At 64.7% G+C, this 20356-nt stretch carries 18 protein-coding genes and 2 pseudogenes; 11 read left to right on the top strand and 9 right to left on the bottom strand.

The window, feature by feature from the left end:
- Positions 1-296, top strand: a pseudogene (locus DH10_RS31430) (hypothetical protein); the annotation flags it as partial.
- 30 nt (positions 297-326) lie between these two features.
- On the opposite strand, the gene DH10_RS31425 reads toward DH10_RS31430, so the two are convergent.
- Entirely contained in the window at positions 327-1340 is a 1014-nt protein-coding gene (locus DH10_RS31425; protein WP_192247602.1) for a sigma-70 family RNA polymerase sigma factor, read from the bottom strand.
- A gap of 180 nt (positions 1341-1520) precedes the next feature.
- Between DH10_RS31425 and DH10_RS31420 the strand changes: the two genes are divergently transcribed.
- Positions 1521-2312, top strand: a complete 792-nt coding sequence (locus tag DH10_RS31420) for an SDR family NAD(P)-dependent oxidoreductase (RefSeq protein ID WP_192247599.1) — start codon at positions 1521-1523, stop codon at positions 2310-2312.
- 100 nt (positions 2313-2412) lie between these two features.
- Here the strand turns inward: DH10_RS31420 and dksA are convergent, their stop codons facing one another.
- Positions 2413-2829 carry an RNA polymerase-binding protein DksA gene (gene dksA / locus DH10_RS31415; protein WP_059185643.1) on the bottom strand — a complete coding sequence of 139 codons (417 nt, stop codon included), beginning with the start codon at positions 2827-2829 and terminating at the stop codon, positions 2413-2415.
- Positions 2830-3083: 254 nt separating this feature from the next.
- Here dksA and DH10_RS31410 point away from each other — a divergent pair, with 254 nt between their 5' ends.
- The 4 genes from DH10_RS31410 (at position 3084) to DH10_RS31395 (ending at position 6850) form a co-directional block, all read left to right on the top strand.
- On the top strand, positions 3084-3587 hold the full coding sequence (locus tag DH10_RS31410; RefSeq protein ID WP_192247596.1) for a SixA phosphatase family protein: 504 nt from the start codon (positions 3084-3086) through the stop codon (positions 3585-3587).
- Positions 3588-3650: 63 nt separating this feature from the next.
- Positions 3651-5117, top strand: coding sequence for a YcjX family GTP-binding protein (locus DH10_RS31405; RefSeq protein ID WP_192385706.1), 1467 nt, complete (start codon positions 3651-3653; stop codon positions 5115-5117).
- The gene (locus tag DH10_RS31400; protein WP_192247589.1) at positions 5114-6196 is read left to right on the top strand and encodes a YcjF family protein; all 1083 of its coding nucleotides are present in this window, start codon (positions 5114-5116) and stop codon (positions 6194-6196) included. Before DH10_RS31405 ends, DH10_RS31400 begins: the two co-directional genes overlap by 4 nt.
- Positions 6197-6295: 99 nt before the next feature.
- Positions 6296-6850, top strand: a complete 555-nt coding sequence (locus tag DH10_RS31395; RefSeq protein ID WP_192247586.1) for a hypothetical protein — start codon at positions 6296-6298, stop codon at positions 6848-6850.
- A gap of 72 nt (positions 6851-6922) precedes the next feature.
- On the opposite strand, the gene DH10_RS31390 is transcribed toward DH10_RS31395, so the two are convergent.
- On the bottom strand, positions 6923-7189 hold the full coding sequence (locus DH10_RS31390; protein ID WP_192247583.1) for a hypothetical protein: 267 nt from the start codon (positions 7187-7189) through the stop codon (positions 6923-6925).
- Positions 7190-7452: 263 nt separating this feature from the next.
- On the opposite strand from DH10_RS31390, the gene DH10_RS31385 reads away from it, so the two are divergent.
- Both DH10_RS31385 and DH10_RS31380 read left to right on the top strand, forming a co-directional pair.
- A complete protein-coding gene (locus DH10_RS31385) occupies positions 7453-9288 on the top strand; it encodes a monovalent cation:proton antiporter-2 (CPA2) family protein (RefSeq protein ID WP_192385705.1) in 1836 nt (611 codons plus the stop codon).
- A gap of 11 nt (positions 9289-9299) precedes the next feature.
- Positions 9300-9848: a DUF924 family protein gene (locus tag DH10_RS31380; RefSeq protein WP_192247577.1), complete on the top strand. Its 549-nt coding sequence runs from the start codon at positions 9300-9302 to the stop codon at positions 9846-9848.
- 67 nt (positions 9849-9915) lie between these two features.
- Here the strand turns inward: DH10_RS31380 and folK are convergent, their stop codons facing one another.
- Genes folK through folP form a run of 3 tightly spaced genes read right to left on the bottom strand, consistent with a single transcriptional unit; the run spans position 9916 to position 11625 of the window.
- Entirely contained in the window at positions 9916-10428 is a 513-nt protein-coding gene (gene folK, locus DH10_RS31375) for a 2-amino-4-hydroxy-6-hydroxymethyldihydropteridine diphosphokinase (protein ID WP_192247574.1), read from the bottom strand.
- Complete coding sequence (gene folB, locus DH10_RS31370) at positions 10412-10771, bottom strand: dihydroneopterin aldolase (RefSeq protein ID WP_192247571.1); 360 nt, start codon at positions 10769-10771, stop codon at positions 10412-10414. Before folB ends, folK begins: the two co-directional genes overlap by 17 nt.
- Positions 10772-10773: 2 nt before the next feature.
- Positions 10774-11625, bottom strand: a complete 852-nt coding sequence (gene folP / locus DH10_RS31365; RefSeq protein WP_192247568.1) for a dihydropteroate synthase — start codon at positions 11623-11625, stop codon at positions 10774-10776.
- Between the two features lie 84 nt (positions 11626-11709).
- Between folP and DH10_RS31360 the strand changes: the two genes are divergently transcribed.
- Both DH10_RS31360 and DH10_RS31355 read left to right on the top strand, forming a co-directional pair.
- Positions 11710-12330 carry a DUF922 domain-containing Zn-dependent protease gene (locus DH10_RS31360; RefSeq protein WP_192247565.1) on the top strand — a complete coding sequence of 207 codons (621 nt, stop codon included), beginning with the start codon at positions 11710-11712 and terminating at the stop codon, positions 12328-12330.
- Between the two features lie 219 nt (positions 12331-12549).
- Positions 12550-14040, top strand: coding sequence for an MDR family MFS transporter (locus DH10_RS31355; RefSeq protein WP_192247562.1), 1491 nt, complete (start codon positions 12550-12552; stop codon positions 14038-14040).
- A 5-nt stretch (positions 14041-14045) separates the two neighbouring features.
- On the opposite strand, the gene DH10_RS31350 is transcribed toward DH10_RS31355, so the two are convergent.
- The 3 genes from DH10_RS31350 to DH10_RS31340 form a co-directional block, all read right to left on the bottom strand.
- Positions 14046-15077, bottom strand: coding sequence for an NAD(P)/FAD-dependent oxidoreductase (locus DH10_RS31350; RefSeq protein ID WP_192247559.1), 1032 nt, complete (start codon positions 15075-15077; stop codon positions 14046-14048).
- Between the two features lie 93 nt (positions 15078-15170).
- Positions 15171-15491: a 2Fe-2S iron-sulfur cluster-binding protein gene (locus DH10_RS31345; protein WP_192247556.1), complete on the bottom strand. Its 321-nt coding sequence runs from the start codon at positions 15489-15491 to the stop codon at positions 15171-15173.
- A gap of 160 nt (positions 15492-15651) precedes the next feature.
- Positions 15652-16020 (bottom strand): Hpt domain-containing protein, encoded by a 369-nt coding sequence (locus DH10_RS31340; protein WP_192247551.1) that lies wholly within the window; start codon positions 16018-16020, stop codon positions 15652-15654.
- A 291-nt stretch (positions 16021-16311) separates the two neighbouring features.
- Here DH10_RS31340 and DH10_RS31335 point away from each other — a divergent pair.
- Positions 16312-20356, top strand: a pseudogene (locus DH10_RS31335) (kinesin); the annotation flags it as partial.

Raw genomic sequence — 20356 nt, 5'->3', positions numbered from 1 at the left:
CGGCGACCGAGCCCGTGTCGCGTCCGCGCGCGACGTCGCCCGTGCCAATGCCGGTGGCGCCGAGCCAGCCGACCGCGAAAGTCATGCCGCTGCCTGCCTATGGAACGAATGGCAGCGTCCGGCATGCCCCGCCGCCGCCCTCCAACGGCTCGATCGACGATACGCTGATGCACGAACTCGAGGCATCGCTGGACGAGTCGCATCCAAAACCGGCGAGCAGCAAGCCGGCGGCGAAGCCTTCGCTCGATGACGAGATGACCAAGCTTCTCGGCGAGCTGGCTAGCCACAAACGCTGACCGGACGATACACGACCTCCAGCCGGCGGTTTATCGGCCTGGAAGCGTCCGCGGCAGGTCGAACCACGGCAACATGCTGCTTTCGAACCTCGTCATCGCGCAGATCCGATCCCCGGACAGCGTCAGCACGATGAGGCCGATCCCGTGGCTGATACCGTCGGATCCACGCAGATAGGCGCCGAACGCCGGTTGGCCATTGGCCCTGGTCGCCGCGAGGTCGAACCTGCGCCCAGCGCCGAAAATGCCGGCGCAGAAACGAGCCACGAGATCCCGGCCCTGATATTCCAGCGGCATCGGCGGCATCGAAACGAACACATCGTCGGTCAGCAGCGTCACCAGCATATCGAGATCTGCAGCTTCATAGGCTCCGACGAACTTCGCCACGATCGCCCTTTCCCGCGCTGAATGGGCGACAGGCGGCGGCTCGCGGCCGGCGGACGGCGGCGTCCGCCGCTGTAGGCCGGCGCGTGCCCGCTTGAGGGCGCTGTTGGCCGATTCCACCGTCGAATCCAGCATTTCGGCGACTTCCTTCGCGTCGAATCCAAGCACATCGCGCAAAATGAGGACGGCCAGCTGGCGCGGCGGCAGCACTTGCATGGCGGTGACGAAGGCCAGCGAAATGGACTCTGTCCGCTCGTAGAGCGCATCCGGGCCGAGCGGTGCGTCGAAAGCGCCGTCAAGCAGGCTGTCGGGAAACGGCTCCAGCCAGACGACCTCGCCTAGGCCGGTCGGCTCGGGCGGTTCGACACCGGGAATATCCCACGCCTTGGCGGGCCGCCGGCTGGCGTTGCGGCGCAAGTTGAGGCAGCGGTTCGTGGCGATCCGGTAGAGCCAGGTGCGCAGCGAGGCGCGCCCTTCGAAGGCATGAAATCCCTGCCAGGCTGAGAGCAGCGTGTCCTGCAGGGCGTCCTCGGCATCCTGGAAGGACCCGAGCATGCGGTAGCAATGCAGCTGGAGCTCGCGCCGATGCGGCGCGATCAGGTCCCGGAACGCTTCGCCGTCGCCCGCCCGTGCCCTCTCGATCAGACCAGCCGTACTCGTCATCGCGCTCTCCCGCGTCTCCTGTCGCCTCATCCCGTTAGACACCCGCCCCGGCCAGAAATGGGCGGCGCCCAGTTTTACGCTGCGCCCAGTTTTACGCTGCGAGGGTGTCTCTATCCGCGGACGGCTCCAACGCGCCGATGCGTTCGAGCGGCCAGGAAGCAAAACCGAAAGGAACAGGACATGTTGCTAAAGGGCAAGGTTGCGGTGATCTACGGCGCCGGCGGCGCGATCGGCGGCGCCATCGCACGGGCATTCGCAAGCGAAGGCGCGAGGGTCTTTCTGACGGGGCACATCCAGCGGCCTGTCGATACTGTCGTAAAGGACGTCATATGGGCCGGCGGAACAGCCGAGGCGGCGGCGGTCGACGCGCTCGACGAACAGGCCGTGGAGACACATCTGCAATCGGTGGTCGACAAGGCCGGCCGCATCGACATCTCGTTCAATGCCATCGGCATGGCGGCTCCCGCGATACTGGGCGTGCCGCTGGCCAAAATGGACGTCGATCAGTTCTCCCTGGCGATCGGAACCTATACGAGGTCCTATTTCCTGACGGCGCGCGCGGCGGCCAGGCACATGATCCCGCAGAAATCCGGGGTGATCATGACCGTCACCGCACTGCCGGCGCGGATCGGCACACCGCTCAACGGTGGCTACGGTCCGGCCCAGGCAGCCAAGGAAGCTCTTACCCGGGACCTGTCGCACGAGCTCGCGCCGCAAGGCATCCGCGTGGTCGGCCTGCGGCCGCATGGCATGCCCGAGACCGGCACGATGCGCGATGTCTTCGAGGTCAAGGCCGAGGCTTCGGGCATGAACTGGGACCAGTTCCAGGCCTATCTCGCCGGCACCACGCATACCAGACGCGTCATGGCGCTGGACGAGGTGGCGAACATCGCGGTGCTCATGGCCTCGGACCGGGCAAGCGGGATGACGGGAACCACCGTGAACCTGTCGATGGGTACCTTGGGCGAATAGCCGGCGAGTTCGCCCTGCGACCTATGAAAGGCCGCCGCAAACAAAAAATGGCCGGAAAACCCGGCCATTTTTCCAAAATCCTGTGCCCACCCTGCCCGCGTCAATCGTCGCGGTAGACCTTCTCGCGGCGCTCGTGGCGCTCTTGCGCCTCGATCGACAGCGTCGCGATCGGGCGGGCGTCGAGCCGCTTCAGCGCGATCGGCTCGCCGGTTTCCTCGCAATAGCCGTAGGTGCCTTCGTCGATGCGCTGCAGCGCGGAATCGATTTTCGAGATGAGCTTGCGCTGGCGATCGCGGGCGCGCAGTTCGATGGCGCGGTCGGTTTCGGAAGAAGCGCGGTCGGCTAGATCTGGATGATTGGCGTTTTCTTGCTGCAGGATTTCGAGAGTTTCACGCGCTTCGCGAAGGATATCGTTCTTCCATGTGATAAGCTTCATGCGGAAGTAAGATTTCTGCCGTTCGTTCATGAACGGCTCGTCTTCGGAGGGTACGTAATCGGCGGTAACGATGTCGTTCATTCGACTCACCCAACAACCCCAAATTTGGCGCCTATATATTCGCGGACAAGGGGCTGCACAAGCGCAAACGATAACAGTTTCACGCATTTGTTAGTCTCGCAGCGGCAGGCATTCGCAACGGCCATTTCTCAACGGTCCGGATCGAATTCATCAGCGATTCGGCGCGGTTGCGCGTCGTATGCCATTGTGCACGACACCGTTCTGGTGACTAATCGCCAAAACGCTCAGCGCATTCAACATAAAGGGGGAGCCGGTTGAGCAGACTTTATCTGTTGAGGCATGCCAAGGCCGGATGGGCGCTGCCTGGGGTGCGCGATTTCGATCGCCAGCTCGACGAATCCGGCATGGCCGACGCCGAGGCGATGGGCGAAGCCATGCGGGCCCGCGACTACGTGCCGGACGTCACGCTTTGCTCCAACGCCAAGCGGGCGCGGCAGACGCTGGAAGGCCTCGCGGCCCGCACCGACACCGGCCGGGTGCTGTTCTTCGACACGCTCTACAGCGAGGATGCCGCCGGCTACCTCGACATCATCCGCAAGAATGGCGGAGCCGGCTCGCTTCTGGTCATCGGCCACAATCCGATGACGGAGGACCTCGCCATGGCGGTGTCGGGCGATGGCGACGAGACCGCGCGCGGCATGCTCAACCACGGCTTTCCCACCTCCGGCCTCGCCGTCGTGCGTTTTCCGGGTAATCTCGGTGAAGCAGGTCAGGGCAATGGCTATCTCGAAGCCTTTCTCACCCCCGCCGATCTCTGACACCATTTCAAACGCCTTGCCCAAGGCCTATATCGGGCCCTGACGGGCGACCCAGAGGCAGATTTGGCATCATCGCTGACCACTTTCACCGACGAGGCAAGGATCGCGCTCGACACGTTGTCGGGCCGTGCCGCGGGGCTCTTCTCTCCATCGCTGCGCCTGGGCGTCACCGGTCTTTCCCGCGCCGGCAAGACGGTGTTCATTTCCGCTCTCGTGCACAACCTTATCCATGGCGGGCGGTTGCCGCTGTTCGAGGCGCAAAAATCGGGCCGCATCGCCCGCGCCTTCCTCGAGGAGCAGCCGGACGACGCCGTCCCGCGCTTTCAGTACGAGGACCATGTCGCGGCTCTGGTCGACGACCGCGCCTGGCCGGATTCGACGCGCGCCATTTCCGAGCTGCGGCTGACCATCGAATACGAGTCGGCGTCCGGCTGGAATCGGCTGTTTTCGGCGGGAAAGCTATCGGTCGACATCGTCGACTATCCCGGCGAATGGCTGCTCGATCTGCCGCTGCTTGGCAAATCCTTCGCCGATTTCTCGCGCGAGGCCGTCGAGCTTGCGGCACTGCCCGTGCGCTGCGACTTGTCGCAGGGCTGGCTGGCGCTGGCCGCCAAGATCGATCCGGACGCCGACGCCGACGAGATGATGGCGCGCCGCCTCGCCGAACGCTTCGCCGCCTATCTCAAGGCCTGCAAGCTCGACGAACGCGCGCTGTCGACGCTGCCGCCCGGCCGTTTCCTGATGCCGGGTGATCTCGAAGGCTCGCCGGCGCTGACCTTTGCGCCGCTGATGAAGCTGTCGGAGCGACGCCCCCGTTCCGGATCGCTGCAAGCGATGATGGAGCGCCGCTATGAGGCCTATAAGACGCATGTCGTAAAACCGTTCTTTCGCGAGCATATCACCCGCCTGGACCGGCAGATCGTGCTGATCGACGCCATGCAGGCGCTCAACGCCGGCCCGGCCGCCATGGCCGATCTGGAGCGGGCCGTCACCGAAATCCTCTCCTGTTTCCGGCCCGGGCGAGGCAACTTCGTCAGCGACCTGTTTTCAAGGCGCATCGACCGCATCCTGGTGGCGGCGACCAAGGCCGACCAACTGCACCATGAAAGCCATGACCGGTTGCAGGCGATCGTGCGCAGGTTGGCCGATCGGGCCGTCGCACGGGCGAATTTCAGCGGCGCCGATGTCGATGTGGCCGCCATGGCGGCGGTGCGCTCGACCCGCGAGGGCACGGTCAAGCAAGGCCGCGAGACGTTGCCGGTCATCATCGGCACGCCGTTGAAAGGCGAGAGGATCAACGGCGAGACATTCGATGGCAAAGCCGAAACAGCCATATTTCCCGGTGACTTGCCGGAAAAGGCCGATGCAGTGTTCGATGTTTCCGGGCCGGAAAACACCGAACCGACGATTCGCTTCGTACGGTTCCGTCCGCCGAAGCTCGAGCGGACGGCCGAAGGCGTCACGCTGTCTTTGCCGCATATCCGGCTCGACCGCGCGCTGCAGTTCCTGATCGGAGATCATCTGGCATGACCGCGCCCCGCAAACCGGCGGCCTTCCGCATCAAACCCGAGCCAGCGCCAAAACAGGAGGCGCCGCAGAAGCATCGTGCCGACGAACGACCGGTGCGCAAACCGCAAGGCGCCAGGTCCGATGTCGCGGTCGTCATTCCTTCGGAGATCGACGTTTTCGACGAGCCGGATATCGAGCGGGCGGTGCCGCCGCCGGCGACCGCCCCAAGGAAACGCTCGCTGCTGGCGCGCCTGTTTTTCGGCGCTTTCGGCGTGCTTGGCTCGCTCGCGGTCGGCCTGTGGACGGACCAGCTCATCCGCGACCTCTTCGCGCGCGCCGAATGGCTGGGCTGGCTGGCGGCCGGCATGGCGGCGATCGCGCTTTTGTCGCTGCTCGTCATCGTCATCCGCGAATTCTTCGCCATCGCGCGCCTCGCCGAAGTCGAGAAGCTGCAGCGACGGGCCTTGGATGCGGTGGCGCGCGACGACCCCAAGGCCGCGCGCGCCCTTGTCGATGAGCTTTCCGCCTTTGTCGCGGCCAAACCGGAGACCGCGGCCGGCCGCCGCTCGCTTGCCGAACTGCGCGGTGAAATCATCGACGGCGGCAACCTGGTGCGGCTTGCCGAGACCGAGATCCTGTCGCCGCTCGATGCTCGCGCCAAGACGATGATCCTGGAGGCCGCAAAGCGCGTCTCGCTGGTGACGGCGGTCAGCCCTCGCGCGCTTGTCGACGTTGCCTATGTCGTGTTCGAGGCCGGCAGGCTAATCCGGCGCCTGTCGGAACTCTATGGCGGCCGTCCCGGCACGCTCGGCTTCTTCCGGCTGGCGCGCGGTGTGCTTGCCCATCTGGCGGTGACCGGTTCGATCGCCGTCGGCGACAGTTTCGTGCAGCAGATCGTCGGCCACGGCCTTGCAGCGAAGCTCTCGGCAAAGCTTGGCGAAGGCATCGTCAACGGCATGATGACCGCGCGCATCGGCATTGCGGCGATGGAAACGACGCGCCCGCTGCCTTTCATCGCGGCAAAGCGACCGGGACTAGGCGATTTCCTCTCGGCGCTGACCTCGTTCGCGACCCGAAAGGAGAGCCAGGCCGACCAGTAAGGTAAACGCAGAAACGGTCGCCAGTGACGAAGCATTAACCAATCTTCTTCATGGTCACTCTGGTTCCAACAGCAGACTCGTTCGTGCCGGGTGTCGTCTATGAAAAGCGTAATCTTGTCCTGCGTCCTGCCCGTGACGGTTGCAGTCGTCGCACCGGTCGGCCTGGTCGAAAAGGCCTTTGGCGCAGAGCCCGACAAGCAGTTTTTCCGTTCGGTGGAAGGTAAATGGGTAGGCCCTGGCGAAATCATCGCCGGCAAATACAAGGGCACGAAATTCACCTGCAATTTCAACGGCTCTACGCCGGACGGCAAGGTCGGCATGACACTGGATGGCGACTGCCGGGTCGGCGTTTTTACCCAGAAGATGTCCGCGACCGTCGAACGCCGGGGTCGGGATGGTTATAGAGGCACCTTCATGGGCGGTTCTGCCGGCAACGGGATGGACATCGTCGGCGGCAATGTCGTCGATCCCCAGAAGGTCGTCTTCACCATCAACCGCAATCAGTTGAACGGCGTCATGCAGGCGCGCGTCCCGGACGACAATTCGATGACCGTGACGGTCGCCGTGCGGGTCAACAAGCAGCTGGTGCCGGTCATCGGCATGAGCCTGAAGCGGATCGACACGGTCGAGGTCGGTTCCATCGCGAAAAACTGAGAAAACGCCTCAGCCAGCCAAACAAAAGGCGGCAGCCAATGGCCACCGCCTTCTTTCTTTTGACGGCTTCGCTCAACCCTTGATGGCGGCAGTCACTTCGTCGTAGGCCTTGCAGGCTTCGTCCAGCGTCGTGGCGTTCTGGTATTTCGTCGTCACGGCCTGCACCTTGGCCGTCAGATCGGCCGCCTTGCTCGGATCCTTGGTGATTGCTTCCTGAAGCGCGGCGGCCATGTCCTGCGCCTTCTTGGTGGCGATCTCCTGCGTGCATTCCGGTCCCTTCGAGCAGGCCGAGGCGGCCAGCGCCGCAACACCAACGGCGACGAGCAAAAACTTCTTCATGTCAGTCATCTCCTCAAAAAAGGCAGCCGCCCATCGCCGCTGCCTTCCAATGGCCGAAGCCGGATGTGCCATAACCTCCGATTGTGGCGGCACGCAACGACCGGGCCGCGTAAACTTGTGTAACGAGGCTGCAACAGGAGCTTGCCGGACAGGCGCCTCCTCTGTTTCCTGCCAATGACCCTGCTCTTCCCGCTAGGTTCCCTGCCCTTGCCTCGCGCTCCCACAGCATGCAAGGAGTGCTTCGAGACAACGGGACGACAGGCATGGCGGCTGAAGCATCGAGCAGCGATCTCGTACAGGTAGTGGCGCTGCTTGCTGCCGGCGTGGTCGCCGTACCGATCTTCAAGCGCATGGGGCTGGGTTCCATCCTCGGCTACCTCGCCGCCGGCGTGGTCATCGGGCCGTTCGGCCTCCGTGTCTTTTCCGAATCGGAAGCCATCCTTCACGTCGCCGAGCTTGGCGTCGTCATGTTCCTCTTCATCATCGGCCTGGAAATGCAGCCGTCGCGGCTCTGGGGCCTGCGCCGCGAAATCTTCGGGCTCGGCGCGCTGCAGGTCGGCGTCTGCGCCGTGCTTCTGACCGGCATCGGGTTGGCCGGAGGCTTTCCGATTGCGCAATCCTTCGTCGCCGGCGCCGGCTTCGTGCTGACGTCGACGGCGATCGTCATGCAGTTGCTCGAGGAGCGCGGCGAGATCGCCACGCCCAAGGGCCAGCGCATCGTGTCGATCCTTCTGCTCGAAGACCTCATGATCGTGCCGCTTCTGGCCCTGGTTGCCTTCCTCGCGCCCGGCGGCGCCGAGACCAGCCTGTCGGAGCGGCTGACCGAGGTCGGTATCGGCATCGCGGCGATTGTTGGGCTGGTGGTGGCGGGACGCTATCTGCTCAATCCGCTCTTCCGCATCCTGGCCGATGCCCGCGCCCGTGAGGTGATGACCGCCGCAGCACTGCTGGTGGTGCTTGGATCGGCTTTGGCCATGCAGCTTTCCGGCCTGTCGATGGCGATGGGCGCTTTCCTTGCCGGCGTACTGCTTTCCGAATCGACCTTCCGCCACCAGCTCGAAGCCGACATCGAGCCGTTCCGCGGCATCCTGCTCGGCCTGTTCTTCCTCGCCGTCGGGATGTCGCTCGATCTCGGCGTCGTCGCACAGAACTGGCGCCTCGTCGCGATCTACGTTGTCGCCTACATGATCATGAAGGCGCTCGGCATCTATATCGTCGCGCGCATGCTCAAGAGCCGCCACCGCGAGGCGCTGGAACGCGCCGTCTTCATGGCGCAGGGCGGCGAATTCGCTTTCGTGCTCTATTCCTCGGCAGCCGCGGTCGGCATCATCGACGCCCAGGCCAACGCCACGCTGACCGCCATCGTCATCATCTCCATGGTGCTGACGCCCTTGGCGATTTTGGCGCTGCGCTACCTCACGCCGCGCGACGAGCAATCGCTCGAGGGCGTCGACATCGCCGATGGCCTCACCGGCAGCGTGCTGATCATCGGCTTCGGCCGCTTCGGCCAGATCGCCAGCCAGCCTTTGCTTTTGCGCGGCCTCGACGTCTCGATCATCGACAACGAGGTCGAGATGATCCAGGCGGCGGCCGATTTCGGCTTCAAGGTCTATTACGGCGACGGCACGCGGCTCGACATCCTGCATGCGGCCGGCGCCGGCCGGGCGCGCGCCGTGCTGATCTGCGTCGACAAGCCGGACGCCGCCGTGCGCATCGCGCAACTGATCAAGGCCGAATTTCCGCTGGTCACCATCCTGGCACGCGCCTTCGACCGCGGCACCGCGCTGCAGCTCATCCGCGCCGGCGTCGACTATCAATTGCGCGAGACCTTCGAATCGGCGCTGGTCTTCGGCGGCTCGGCACTGGAAGCGCTGGGCGTCGATCCGGAAGAGGTCGCCGAAGTGATCGAGGACGTCCGGCGCCGCGACGAAGCCCGTTTCGAGACACAGCTGGCCGAAGGCATCCGCGCCGGCCAGCGCTTCCTGAAGGGCAATATCGGCACGCCGATCCCGACGCCGCTGGCGCAGCCGCGTCGCGCCGGCCGGGCACTGAACGAAGAGACGGCCGGCGTGCTGAACAAGGCAGAAACGAAGAGCTGATAGGGTAACGCATGGCAGAGCTCGACGCGCGAGCGCTTTCCGTCACCAAATTCTGGCGCGACGCCGGCGAGGACGCCTGGTTCGAGAAGAACCACGCCTTCGACGCGGATTTCCACAACCGCTTCCTAGAGCTGCACCATGCCGCGGCCCGCCGGGAATGCGACGACTGGAACGCGCATGCCGAAGGATCGCTGGCGCTGATGATCCTGCTCGACCAGTTCCCCCGCAACTGCTTCCGCGGCACCGGACATATGTATGCGACCGATCCGCTGGCCAGGCATTTCGCCGACCGGGCGATCGCCGCCGGCCAGGACCTGGCCCTAGACGAGGTCGTCCGCGTCTTCCTCTATCTGCCTTTCGAGCATTCGGAGTCGCTTGCGGATCAGGAGCGGTCGGTGGAACTCACGGCCGCGCGGGCGCCGGACTATCTCAAATACGCCGAGGAGCATCTGGAGATCATCCAGCGCTTCGGTCGCTTTCCGCATCGCAACCGGGTGCTCGGTCGCGAGACGACGCCTGAGGAACAGGCATTTCTCGACGGCGGCGGCTTCTCCGGCTGACAGCCGGAGCAATTCCAGGAAAACTGTGTAACGGTTCTCCATCCGCAATTGCGCGAAAGCAAACGGCTCAGTCGAGCCACCACTCCCGGCCCGACGGCAGCCGCTCGATCCCCGACGTGTCGACGACGCCGAGCCGCTCCGACACGCTTTTGCCACCGACCAAGAGATCGGGTGCGATCTCGGACAGCGGGGCCAGCACGAAGGCCCGCTCCAACATGCGCGGATGCGGCACTTCGAGCCCGGTCTCGTGGATCACCCGGTCGCCGAACACGAGGATGTCGATGTCGATCAGGCGTGGGCCCCAGCGCTCCTCGCGCACTCGCTTCAGGCGCCTTTCGACGTCCAGGCAAAGATCGAGGAGAGCGCGCGGCGACAGCGCCGTTTCGATCGCGGCCGCGGTGTTGAGAAAATCCGGCTGGTCGAGCTTGCCCCAAGGCGGCGTGCGGTAGAGCGAGGAGACGGCGGTGACGCGCGTTCTGTCGTCGCCGTCCAGCATGCGCAGCGCCGCGGCCATGGATTTCGCCGGGTCGCCGAGATTGCCGCCGAGACTGAGGTAGACTGCGTTATTCTGGCCAGACAACGGTCACCTCGACATGATCGAGCACGCCCGGCACCGGGGCGTTCGGCTTGCGCACCGTGATCTCGGCTTTCCTGATCTGCGGAAACCGCGCCGCCAGTGCCTTCGCCACCTCCAGCGCCAGCGCCTCGATCAGGAAACGCCGATGCCCGGTGACGATTTTTTCGATGACCGCGAAGGCGATGCCGTAATTGACGGTATCCTCGATGGAGTCCTCCTCCAGCGGACGGCTGGGCTCGACCGTCAGCTCGGCGTCGACATAGAAACGCTGGCCGAGCGTCTCCTCCTCGTCCAGCACGCCGTGCCGGGCAAAGAAGGCGCAGTTCTTCATGCGGATGACATACATGGTCAGCGTCCGGGAGAAAGATTTTCTCGCGCCAGCATAGCATCGGCCACCGCCAGCGCATCCACGTTGATTGCGACATCGTGGACGCGAAAAAGATCGGCCCCTTTGAGCCGCAGGATGACGCTGGTGGCCGCGGTGCCGACCGCACGCTCGGCAGGCTCGCGCCCCGTGACGCCGCCGATGAAACGCTTTCGCGACGTCCCCGCCATCAGCGGAAAGCCAAGTGCCTGAAGTTCCGAGAACCGCGCCATCAGGTCGAGGTTTTCCTCTGTCGTTTCCTTGGCGAAGCCGAAGCCCGCGTCGAGCACGATCTGGCCATCGGAAACATTGCCGGCGCGCGCGATCTCCAGCGATCTGCGCAGGAACAGGAACTGGTCCTCGATCACGTCCGGCAGCTTTTGCCGCTCGCGGCCGGTATGCATGATGATCAGCCCCGCGCCCGTCTCGGCGGCAACCCGCGCGATGCCGGGCTCGCGCTGCAGGCCCCAGACATCGTTGACGATATGCGCGCCGGCGGCAACGGCCCGCCGCGCGGTATCCTCGCGATAGGTGTCGACCGAGATCAGCGCCTCGTCCGATGCCGCGAGCGCCTCGATGATCGGCAGCACCCTCGCCTGCTCCTCCTCGGCGGAGATCGGGGCAAAGCCTGGCCGCGTCGATTCCCCGCCGATATCGATGATGGCGGCCCCCTCTTCCGCCATGCGGCGCGCCTGGGCTATCGCCTTCTCCGGCGCGATGAACAGCCCGCCGTCGGAAAAGCTGTCCGGAGTGACGTTGAGGATGCCGACGACGACCGCCTTTGGGCCGAGGTCGAGATGGCGTCCATGCGCGAGCTGCCATCGCCTTGTCGTCATTGTCCATCAACCATGTGTGATCCGCACGAAATCAATTCCGTTGCGCTGGCAAGGCCCGTAAAGCAAGGTGCGTGAAGAGGCAACATGATGAACCGTCCCCTGCTCTGCACCCTGATGTTCGCGCTCACCGCCATGCCGGCCGGCGCGGCCAGTCTAGTCAAGACCTACAGCTATTTCAGCGTCGGCGGCCGCACGCTGGACGATATCGAAAAACAGCTGACGAAAAACGGGCCTGAAGTGAAGAGCACCGGCTCCAGGCATCCGGGTGCCACGCAGATGGCTTTCACCACCCGGGTCAGCTATGCGCAGACGGCGAATTCCTGCCGGATCGCGAACGCGCAGGTCACCGTGAAGGTCAAGGTAATCCTCCCGGAATGGCGGCGGCCGCGCAAGGCCGATCCGGACGTCAGGCTGTTCTGGGACACGCTGTCGGCGGACATCAAGCGCCATGAGGAGCGCCACGTCGAGATCGCCAAGAACCACGCGCGCGAACTCGAGGACGCGTTGAAGGCGACCTATCCGCAACAGAACTGCGAAGCCGCGAAGGCCAAGGCCGCCGAAATCTCGGCCGCCATCCTCGCCAAGCATGATCGCGCCCAGGTGCAGTTCGACCGCGTCGAAAGCGTCAATTTCGAAAGCCGGATCATCCGGCTCCTGCGCTACCGCATGCAGCGCATCCAAAGCGGCCAGTTGCCGCCGGCTTGACCATCGGAGCGGCGATGCCGGCGAAAGCCAATCCCGCCGAAACATGGTGCCAGATTCGAAAAACTTTCGAGCGGTGGTCGAAAACGGCCTATATCGGACGACATATATCGGGTTCGATGCCCGGCGGACTTTGGCAACACGAGACACGAACGACAGGCGCGAGACGCCCCGCACCGGCTGGCTCCTGCCGGCGGCGCACCGACCTTGAAAGAACGATGCATGGACCAGACCGTCGACAATCGCACGACGATGGCGACAACCGCCTCGCCTTCGATCAGCGAGAGCGAGAAGAACGCCATCATCGGCGGCGTGCTGCTGTCGATGCTTTTGGCGGCGCTTGACCAGACCATCGTCGCGCCTGCTTTGCCGACCATCGCGCGTGCGCTCGGCCACGCCGAGTATCTGCCCTGGATCGTGACCGGCTATCTGCTGACGGCCACGGCGATGGCGCCGCTCTATGGCAAGATTTCCGACGTCTACGGCCGCCGGCCGGTCATCTACGCCGCCATCCTGATCTTTCTCCTGGGATCGCTGGTCAGCGCTCTGGCCCCCAATATGCTGGTGCTGGTCATTGGCCGGGCGATCCAAGGCGCGGGTGGCGGCGGGCTTTTCGCGCTCGCGCAAACCGTCATCGGCGATCTCGTGCCGCCGCGCGAGCGAGCCCGCTACGCCGCCTGGATAGCTGGTACCTGGGCGGTCGCCAGCGTCGCCGGTCCGCTGCTTGGCGGTGTCTTCGCAGAGCACCTGCACTGGTCGCTGATCTTCTGGATCAACCTGCCGATCGGCTTCCTGGCGATGGCGATCATCAACAATCCGCTGAAGAAGCTGCCGATCGCAGCGAAGCACCACCGCATCGACGGACTTGGCGCGGTGCTCCTGGTGATCGCCACGGCGCAGCTGCTCCTGGCGCTCAACTGGGGCGGCAGCACCTATCCGTGGTTCTCTCCGGAAATCCTCGGGCTGGTGGCCTGCTCGGCCGTGTTTTGGGCGCTGTTCGCGCTGCGGCTGCTGAGGGCCAGCGAGCCGCTGATCTCACTCGAAGTGCTGGGCAATCGAATCGTGCTTGCCGGCACGCTGTCGATGTTTCTGCTGCAGGCGGCCAACATTGGCGCCTCGGTTTACCTGCCGGTCTATCTGCAGTCGGTCGTCGGGCTCTCCGTCAGCGAATCCGGCACCGCCATGCTCGGTCTCCTGCTCGGCACCGTCGCCGGCGCCACATTCAGCGGCCGCATGATCCCGCGCTTCGTCCACTACAAGCGCATCGCCATGGTCGGCCTCATTTTGGCGATCGTCTGCATCGGCGTGCTCAGCGCCATCGCGGGACACGCCTCGCTGCTCGAAGTCGAAATCCTGACGACCATGATCGGCCTGGGCAGCGGCACGACCTTCCCCGTCAGCACCGTCTCGGTTCAGAACGCGGTCGATCGCGCCCATCTCGGCGTCGCGACCGGCGTCCTGACCTTCCTGCGCTCGCTGGGCGGCGCGCTTGGCGTCGCCTTGCTCGGCGCCGTCGCGCTCGGCTACGGTCTGCCGCTCTCAGCAGAGGGCTCGCAGACGCATATCGAGCTGACATCGGCGATGCCGTTTGTGATGATCTTCCTGACCGCCGGCATCACGCTTGTCCTGGCATTGATCGCGCTGGCGCTGATGCCGGAAAAGCCGCTGCGCGGCAAGGACGAGCACGCAGAGCCGCCCGTGCTCGGCGAGTGACGGCATCAATCGTGGACGCCGAGCTTCTTTTGCAGACTGGTCGACGAGGTCGTGTACTGGAAGACGATGCGCTCGCCGGGGCTGACGATGCGTTTGGCCGCCTGCGCCATCAGGGCGACCTCATGGAAGCCCGACAGGATCAGCTTCAGCTTGCCCGGGTACCAGTTGATGTCGCCGACGGCGAAGATGCCGGGAACCGATGTCTGGAACTTCTCGGTGTCGACCGGGATCAGGTTCTCATGCAGGTTCAGCCCCCATTCGGCGATCGGCCCGAGTTTCATGGTGAGGCCGAAGAACGGCAGCATGCGGGTGCAAGGCACCTCGACATCGCCATCCGGACCGCCCTTGATCGTCGCGGATGACAGCTGGCCGTCGGCCCCGGCGAGGCCGCTCACCTGACCGACCAGGAATTCCAGCTCTTTCATCTCCTGCATGGCATACATCTTGTTGACGCTGTCGGGTGCGGCCCGGAACTCCGGGCGCCGGTGGACGAGCGTCACGCTTTTGGCGATCGGCTGCAGGTTGAGCGTCCAGTCGAGCGCCGAATCGCCGCCGCCGACGATGACGAGGTCGTGGCCGCGAAATTCCTCCATGCGCCGGACCGAATAGAAGACGCTCTTGCCTTCATAGGCCTCGATGCCCGGGATGGGCGGGCGCTTGGGCTGGAACGAACCGCCGCCGGCGGCAATCACCACCACCTTGGCCTCGAATATCTCGCCTTCGTCGGTGGTGACGCGAAAGCTGCCGTCCTCGAGCTTTTCGAGGCTGGAGACCATACGGTTGAAGGTGAAGTCGGGCTTAAAGGGGTGGATCTGCTCAAGCAGCTTGTCGACCAGGCCCTGGGCAGTGATCAATGGCCAGCCGGGAATGTCGTAGATCGGCTTTTCCGGATAGAGCTCGGCGCATTGCCCGCCGGGACGGTCGAGGATGTCGATGAGATGGCACTTCATATCGAAGAGCCCGAGCTCGAATACGGCGAACAGGCCGATCGGCCCTGCCCCGACAATAAGTACGTCAGTCTTGATTGTATCGGTCATACGATGCGCCTTGTGCCAAACTGGCGCGACACTGCATGAGCATTGGCCTGCTGCCAAGCAGCCACCGGCAAAATGGGAAAATGCAGAGTTGGTTCAGCCCTGGCGTTCGGGCACGCGGACGACGAGGCCGTCGAGCGCGTCGCGCACCTTGATCTGGCAGGACAGGCGCGAGTTTGGCCGGACCTCGTAGGCGAAGTCCAGCATATCTTCCTCCATCGCCTCCGGCTCGCCGACTTCGGCCGTCCAAGCCTCGTCGACATAGACATGGCAGGTCGCGCAGGCGCAGGCGCCGCCGCATTCCGCCTCGATGCCGGGCACCGCGTTGCGGATCGCGTTTTCCATGACGGTCGAACCGTTTTCGGCTTCCACGTCGAATTGAGTGCCGTCATTGGCGATGTAAGTCAGCTTGGTCATTGGTCACCTGAGGAGTCGCAGCGGAGATAATCACTCCACCGGACAAGTCAACTGCGGCAGGAAAACGCCATCAAATGACGTTTTTCGGAAGGTGGCTGCTCGCCGGCGCTGCGGCGGCCGGTTGGAAGCGCGTCGCTCGAACCTTCTGAAGCACGGCGCTTCAGCGGCTGATGGCGGCGATGAAGTCCCTCACTTCCTCGATCAATATGCCAAGCTTCTTCAGGGTGCGGGCGTCCTCGGGCTGCTTTTCGATTGCCGCGGCGCATTCGGCGACGGCAAAGGCACCGATGCCGCGCGCCGAGCCTTTCAGGCTGTGTGCAAGGAGGACCCGTTCCTTGGCATCGGCATCGGCGATCTTGTCCCGCACCGAAAGCGCCTGCTGCACGAAGAGCGCCAGCACTTCCTGTTCGAGCGCGCGATCATCCATCGTCTGCCTAGCAAGATGGGCCATATCCACAGGTCGCGACCCTGCCGTTCCCGACACGTCGCCGCCGGGCATGGAAAACGCGATTCCACTGTCACCACGCATACGCACTGCAACTCCTGCAAAAGGCGGCTTGCCGCCAAAAAAATAGGCGACCCGCGTCGCCATCGGGTTAACGGTTGCCTGGGAAAAATGTTGTCACGGAGGCAGCCCAAATCACGCTTGCGTTAACCCTATATTTAAAGTTTTACGTATCGCCCGGAATGCATGTTTTCTTTACCCCTGTGTGTCATTACGATACGAACGTCCATTTTCAGCCTCCTGTCTGGGACCAGACAAGCCAGAATCAGGCCAAAATCATAAGTCCCGCGGCAGCTAGTACAGGGTAGCGAAGGCATGGCTAAGAAACCGACGACGACCAAATCTCTCGAGAGCGACGTAGCCGCGGAACTGGAAAAGGCGCTTGACCTTGACCTTAACGGCGAAGGCGGGCTCGACATGGCCGCGTCGATGGAAGATCTCGAAGCCCAGATTTCGGCCGCCGCGGACGAACTGGCGCGCGAAGGCCGCAGCCAGAGGGCTGAGCCGGCAAATGAGCCTCAGGCCGCGAAGGCCGCGCCTCAGCCGAAGCCGGCGGAGCTGCGCCCGGTCGAATCGCGCGGTTCGCAGCCGGCCGGTTTTACGCCGGCTCCAGCCGGTTTCACGCCGGCAAATGATGACCGCCAGAAGGATTACCGAACGCTTTTGCACAGCCTCAACCGGCGCGCGTCCAGCACCGTCTACTGGGTCACAGCGTTCATTTCGCTTGCCTGGATGGCCGGCGCCGGCGGCCTCGCCAACCTTCTGTTCGGTCCGGGCATCTGGAAGATCCGTACCTTCGATGAGTTTTTCGCCCGCCCCGAGCTGATCGGCCTGGCGGTTGCGGCGATCATCCCGGTCATTCTGTTCTGGGCCTTCGCCGCGATGATCCGGCGCGCGCAGGAAATGCGCCTTGCCGCGCAATCGATGACCGAAGTGGCCTTCCGCCTCGCCGAGCCCGAAAACCTTGCCCAGGATCGCGTCATGATGATCGGCCAGGCCGTGCGCCGCGAGGTGGCGGCCATGGGCGAAGGCATCGAGCGCACTCTGGCGCGCGCCGTCGAGCTCGAAACGCTCGTCCATAGCGAAGTCAGCCAGATCGAGCGCTCCTATTCCGAAAACGAGGCTCGCATCCGCTCCCTGGTCGACGGGCTCGGCAGCGAGCGCGAAGCGGTCGTCACCCATGCCGAGCGCGTGCGCGCCTCGATCCATGGCGCCCACGAGACGTTGCGCGACGAGATCGGTGCAGCCAGCGACATCATCCGCGACTCGATCCTCAACGCCTCGACCAAGCTGTCGATGACGATCAACAATTCCGGCGACACGCTGATCGATCGCATCAACGAAAGCTCGACGTCGATCTTCGATTCGGTCGAAACCCGGCTCGATTCGATCACCGACCGCCTGTCGACCTCGGGCGAGGCCTTTGCCAGCCTGCTCGATACCCGCATCGCCAAGCTGACTGACACCACCGACGGCCTCACCCGCTCGCTGACCGACCTGCTCGACGACCGCACCAGCGGCATGGTCTCGCTGCTCGGCGGCGCCGCGCGGACGCTGAGCTCCGAGTTCGAAGCGAGCCTCAACGGCATCGAGCGCACGCTGGCCGAGCGCGGCCAGGCGCTGATCGGCGAATTCCAGACCCGCGCCGAGGCGCTCGACACCGGCACGCAGAAGCTCAATGCCGCGCTCGAGGCCCGCGCCCGTCAGATCAACGAGACGCTGGTCGAGCGCGCGCGCGAAATCGCCAACACCTTTGCCGAGAGCAAGGATACGCTGTCGGCGATGATCGACCAGGGCAAGACCCAGATCGGCGCCGATATGGCCGATATCATCTCGTCAACCTCGTCCATGCTCGAAGCCCGCGCCACGGATTTCGCCGGACGCATGGAGGCCGCCCGCCACGTCGTGTCGCGTTCCTTCGACGCCGACATCCAGCGGCTTTCCAATGCCCGTGTCGGCATCGAGGAAGCCGTCGAGAACCACAGCCGCATGCTTTCCGAAAGCCGTGACCGCATGGCCGCCGCCATGCAGGAGGATCTGGCGAAATTCGCCGAGGGCCGCGCCGAGATCGACGCCGCCGTCACCAATCAGGTGCAGAAGCTGGCGGAAGGCCGCAGTCTGATCTCGCGCGCCTTGGAAGAGGACCTGCGCAAGGTCAACGAGTCGCGCGCCACTATCGATGCTTCGTTGGGCAGCCATCTCGAACAGCTCGAAGAGGGTCGCAACCGCCTTTCCCAGGCATTGAACGAAGACTCCGGCAAACTCGTGCAAACTCGCACAATGATTGATGAAATGGTCGCTGGCCATGTCGGCAAACTGGCCGAGGGCCGCAACATTCTGGCGCGCGCGCTGGAAGCCGATCTCGGCAAGCTGGCGGACAGCCGCGCTTCGATCGACGGCCTCGTCGCCGGCCAGGTCGAGAAGATCGCGGAAGGGCGCGCGGTGCTCGCCAAGGCGCTCGAGACCGACATCATCGGCATCAGAAGCCTGATCGAGACCCATTCGACCAAGCTCGCCGAGGATCGGGGCGAGCTCAGCCGCGCGCTGGAGGACGACCTCAGCGGCATCCGTGGCCTGATCGACAGCCACGCCGGCAAGCTCGCGGACGACCGCAGCCTGCTGTCGCAGACGCTGGAGGCCGACCTTGCCAAGCTCGCCGAGAGCCGCGCCTCGATCGACGGGCTGGTCGCCGGCCAGGTCGAGAAGCTCGCCGAAGGCCGCGATATCCTCAAGCGCGCCCTGGAGGCGGACCTCAACACGATCAAGGGCGCCATCGCGGGACACTCCGACAAGGTCCTGGAAGACCGCGCGCAGCTGTCGAAGGCCCTGGAAGCCGACCTGCAGACGGTCAGCGGCGCAATCTCCGACCACCAGAACCGGCTTGTGCAGGATCGCTCGGTGCTGTCGAAGTCGCTCGAGGACGATCTGGCCAAGCTCGCGGAGAGCCGCTCCTCGATCGACGGCCTGGTCGCCGGCCAGGTCGAGAAGCTCGCCGAAGGCCGCGACATCCTCAAGCGCGCGCTGGAAGCGGACCTCAACACCATCCAGGGTGCCATCGTCGATCATTCGCAGAAGATCAGCGACCATCGCGCCGAGCTGTCGCGCGCCCTCGATTCCGACATGACCAATGCCAGCGGTCTCATGCAGACCCACGCCGACAGGCTTTCGCAGGACCGCGCGATGCTGTCCAAGGCCCTGGAGGACGACCTCGCCAAGCTGGCCGAAAGCCGCTCCTCGATCGACGGGCTGGTCGCCGGCCAGGTCGAGAAGCTCGCCGAAGGCCGCGACATCCTCAAGCGGGCGCTCGAAGCGGATCTTGCCAAGCTCGCCGAAAGCCGCGCCTCTATCGATGGCCTCGTTGCCGGCCAGGTCGAGAAGCTTGCGGAGGGCCGCGATGTGCTCACGCGGGCTCTCGAGGCCGATCTCGCCAAGCTGGCCGAAAGCCGAGCCGGTATCGACGGGCTGGTCTCCGGCCAGGTCGAGAAGCTCGCCGAAGGTCGCGATATCCTCAAGCGCGCGCTCGAAACCGACCTGCAGAAGCTGGCGGAAAGCCGCTCGGAGCTCGACGACATCATCTCCGGTCATGTCGGCAAGCTGTCCGAAGGGCGCAACACGCTGGCTCGCGCCCTCGAGGAGGATCTCGCCAAGCTCGCCGAGGCGCGCAAGGACGTCGACCGTTCGGTGTCCGGCCACATCGACCAGATCGCCGCCAAAAGCAGCGACATCTCGGCGGCGATCGCGGCCGATGTCGAGAAGATCGAGCAGGCCTTCAGCCGCCAGACCGGCATCATCGAAGAGCGCGCCAGCACCATGGAGCGTGCGCTCTCGACCGGCGTCGACAATGTGCGCGGCGTTCTCGAAAAGACCGCCGTCTTCGTTGCCGGCGCGCTGCGCGACAAGGTGATGGAAGTCACAAGCACACTGCATGAGCAGGCCGGAGCCGCCTTCAGCGACGCCGATCGCAAGATCGCCGAACGCGCCGAGCAGACTTCGGCCGCGCTGCTCGCCAGGGCCGAAGACATTGCCAACGCCTTCGAGCAGGCCGACCGCCGCCTGCACGAGCGCGCTCAGGACACCTCCAGCATGCTGATGGCCCGCGCCGACGATGCGTCCAACGCGCTCATGGCCCGCGCCGAGGAAACTGCCGACAAGCTGGCCTCCCGCGCCGGCCAGATCGCCGGCACTTTCGACGCCGCCGACCAGAAGCTGGTCGCTCGCGCGGTCGAAACGGCGCAGTCGCTGGCGGCTCGCGCCGGCGACATCCTGCGCAACTTCGAGGGCGCCGACGAGCGGCTGAGCATGCGCATCACCGAATCGGCCGAAGCCTTGGCCGCACGCGCCTCCGATCTCGGCCGCATCT

Origin of the sequence: Mesorhizobium silamurunense, assembly GCF_014843825.1 — a bacterium.
Lineage (GTDB): Bacteria > Pseudomonadota > Alphaproteobacteria > Rhizobiales > Rhizobiaceae > Mesorhizobium > Mesorhizobium silamurunense.
The sequence above is the reverse complement of the archived record's forward strand: the minus strand, read 5'-3'. Positions and strand labels throughout refer to the sequence as shown.

Coding starts and splice junctions, on each gene's coding strand:
- DH10_RS31395 (WP_192247586.1), top strand. CDS start 6,296: ATGAAAAGCGTAATCTTGTCCTGCGTCCTGCCCGTGACGGTTGCAGTC.
- DH10_RS31425 (WP_192247602.1), bottom strand. CDS start 1,340: ATGACGAGTACGGCTGGTCTGATCGAGAGGGCACGGGCGGGCGACGGC.
- DH10_RS31385 (WP_192385705.1), top strand. CDS start 7,453: ATGGCGGCTGAAGCATCGAGCAGCGATCTCGTACAGGTAGTGGCGCTG.
- folP (WP_192247568.1), bottom strand. CDS start 11,625: ATGACGACAAGGCGATGGCAGCTCGCGCATGGACGCCATCTCGACCTC.
- DH10_RS31350 (WP_192247559.1), bottom strand. CDS start 15,077: ATGACCGATACAATCAAGACTGACGTACTTATTGTCGGGGCAGGGCCG.
- DH10_RS31355 (WP_192247562.1), top strand. CDS start 12,550: ATGGACCAGACCGTCGACAATCGCACGACGATGGCGACAACCGCCTCG.
- DH10_RS31345 (WP_192247556.1), bottom strand. CDS start 15,491: ATGACCAAGCTGACTTACATCGCCAATGACGGCACTCAATTCGACGTG.
- DH10_RS31420 (WP_192247599.1), top strand. CDS start 1,521: ATGTTGCTAAAGGGCAAGGTTGCGGTGATCTACGGCGCCGGCGGCGCG.
- DH10_RS31360 (WP_192247565.1), top strand. CDS start 11,710: ATGATGAACCGTCCCCTGCTCTGCACCCTGATGTTCGCGCTCACCGCC.
- DH10_RS31400 (WP_192247589.1), top strand. CDS start 5,114: ATGACCGCGCCCCGCAAACCGGCGGCCTTCCGCATCAAACCCGAGCCA.
- dksA (WP_059185643.1), bottom strand. CDS start 2,829: ATGAACGACATCGTTACCGCCGATTACGTACCCTCCGAAGACGAGCCG.
- folB (WP_192247571.1), bottom strand. CDS start 10,771: ATGTATGTCATCCGCATGAAGAACTGCGCCTTCTTTGCCCGGCACGGC.
- DH10_RS31390 (WP_192247583.1), bottom strand. CDS start 7,189: ATGAAGAAGTTTTTGCTCGTCGCCGTTGGTGTTGCGGCGCTGGCCGCC.
- DH10_RS31380 (WP_192247577.1), top strand. CDS start 9,300: ATGGCAGAGCTCGACGCGCGAGCGCTTTCCGTCACCAAATTCTGGCGC.
- DH10_RS31340 (WP_192247551.1), bottom strand. CDS start 16,020: ATGCGTGGTGACAGTGGAATCGCGTTTTCCATGCCCGGCGGCGACGTG.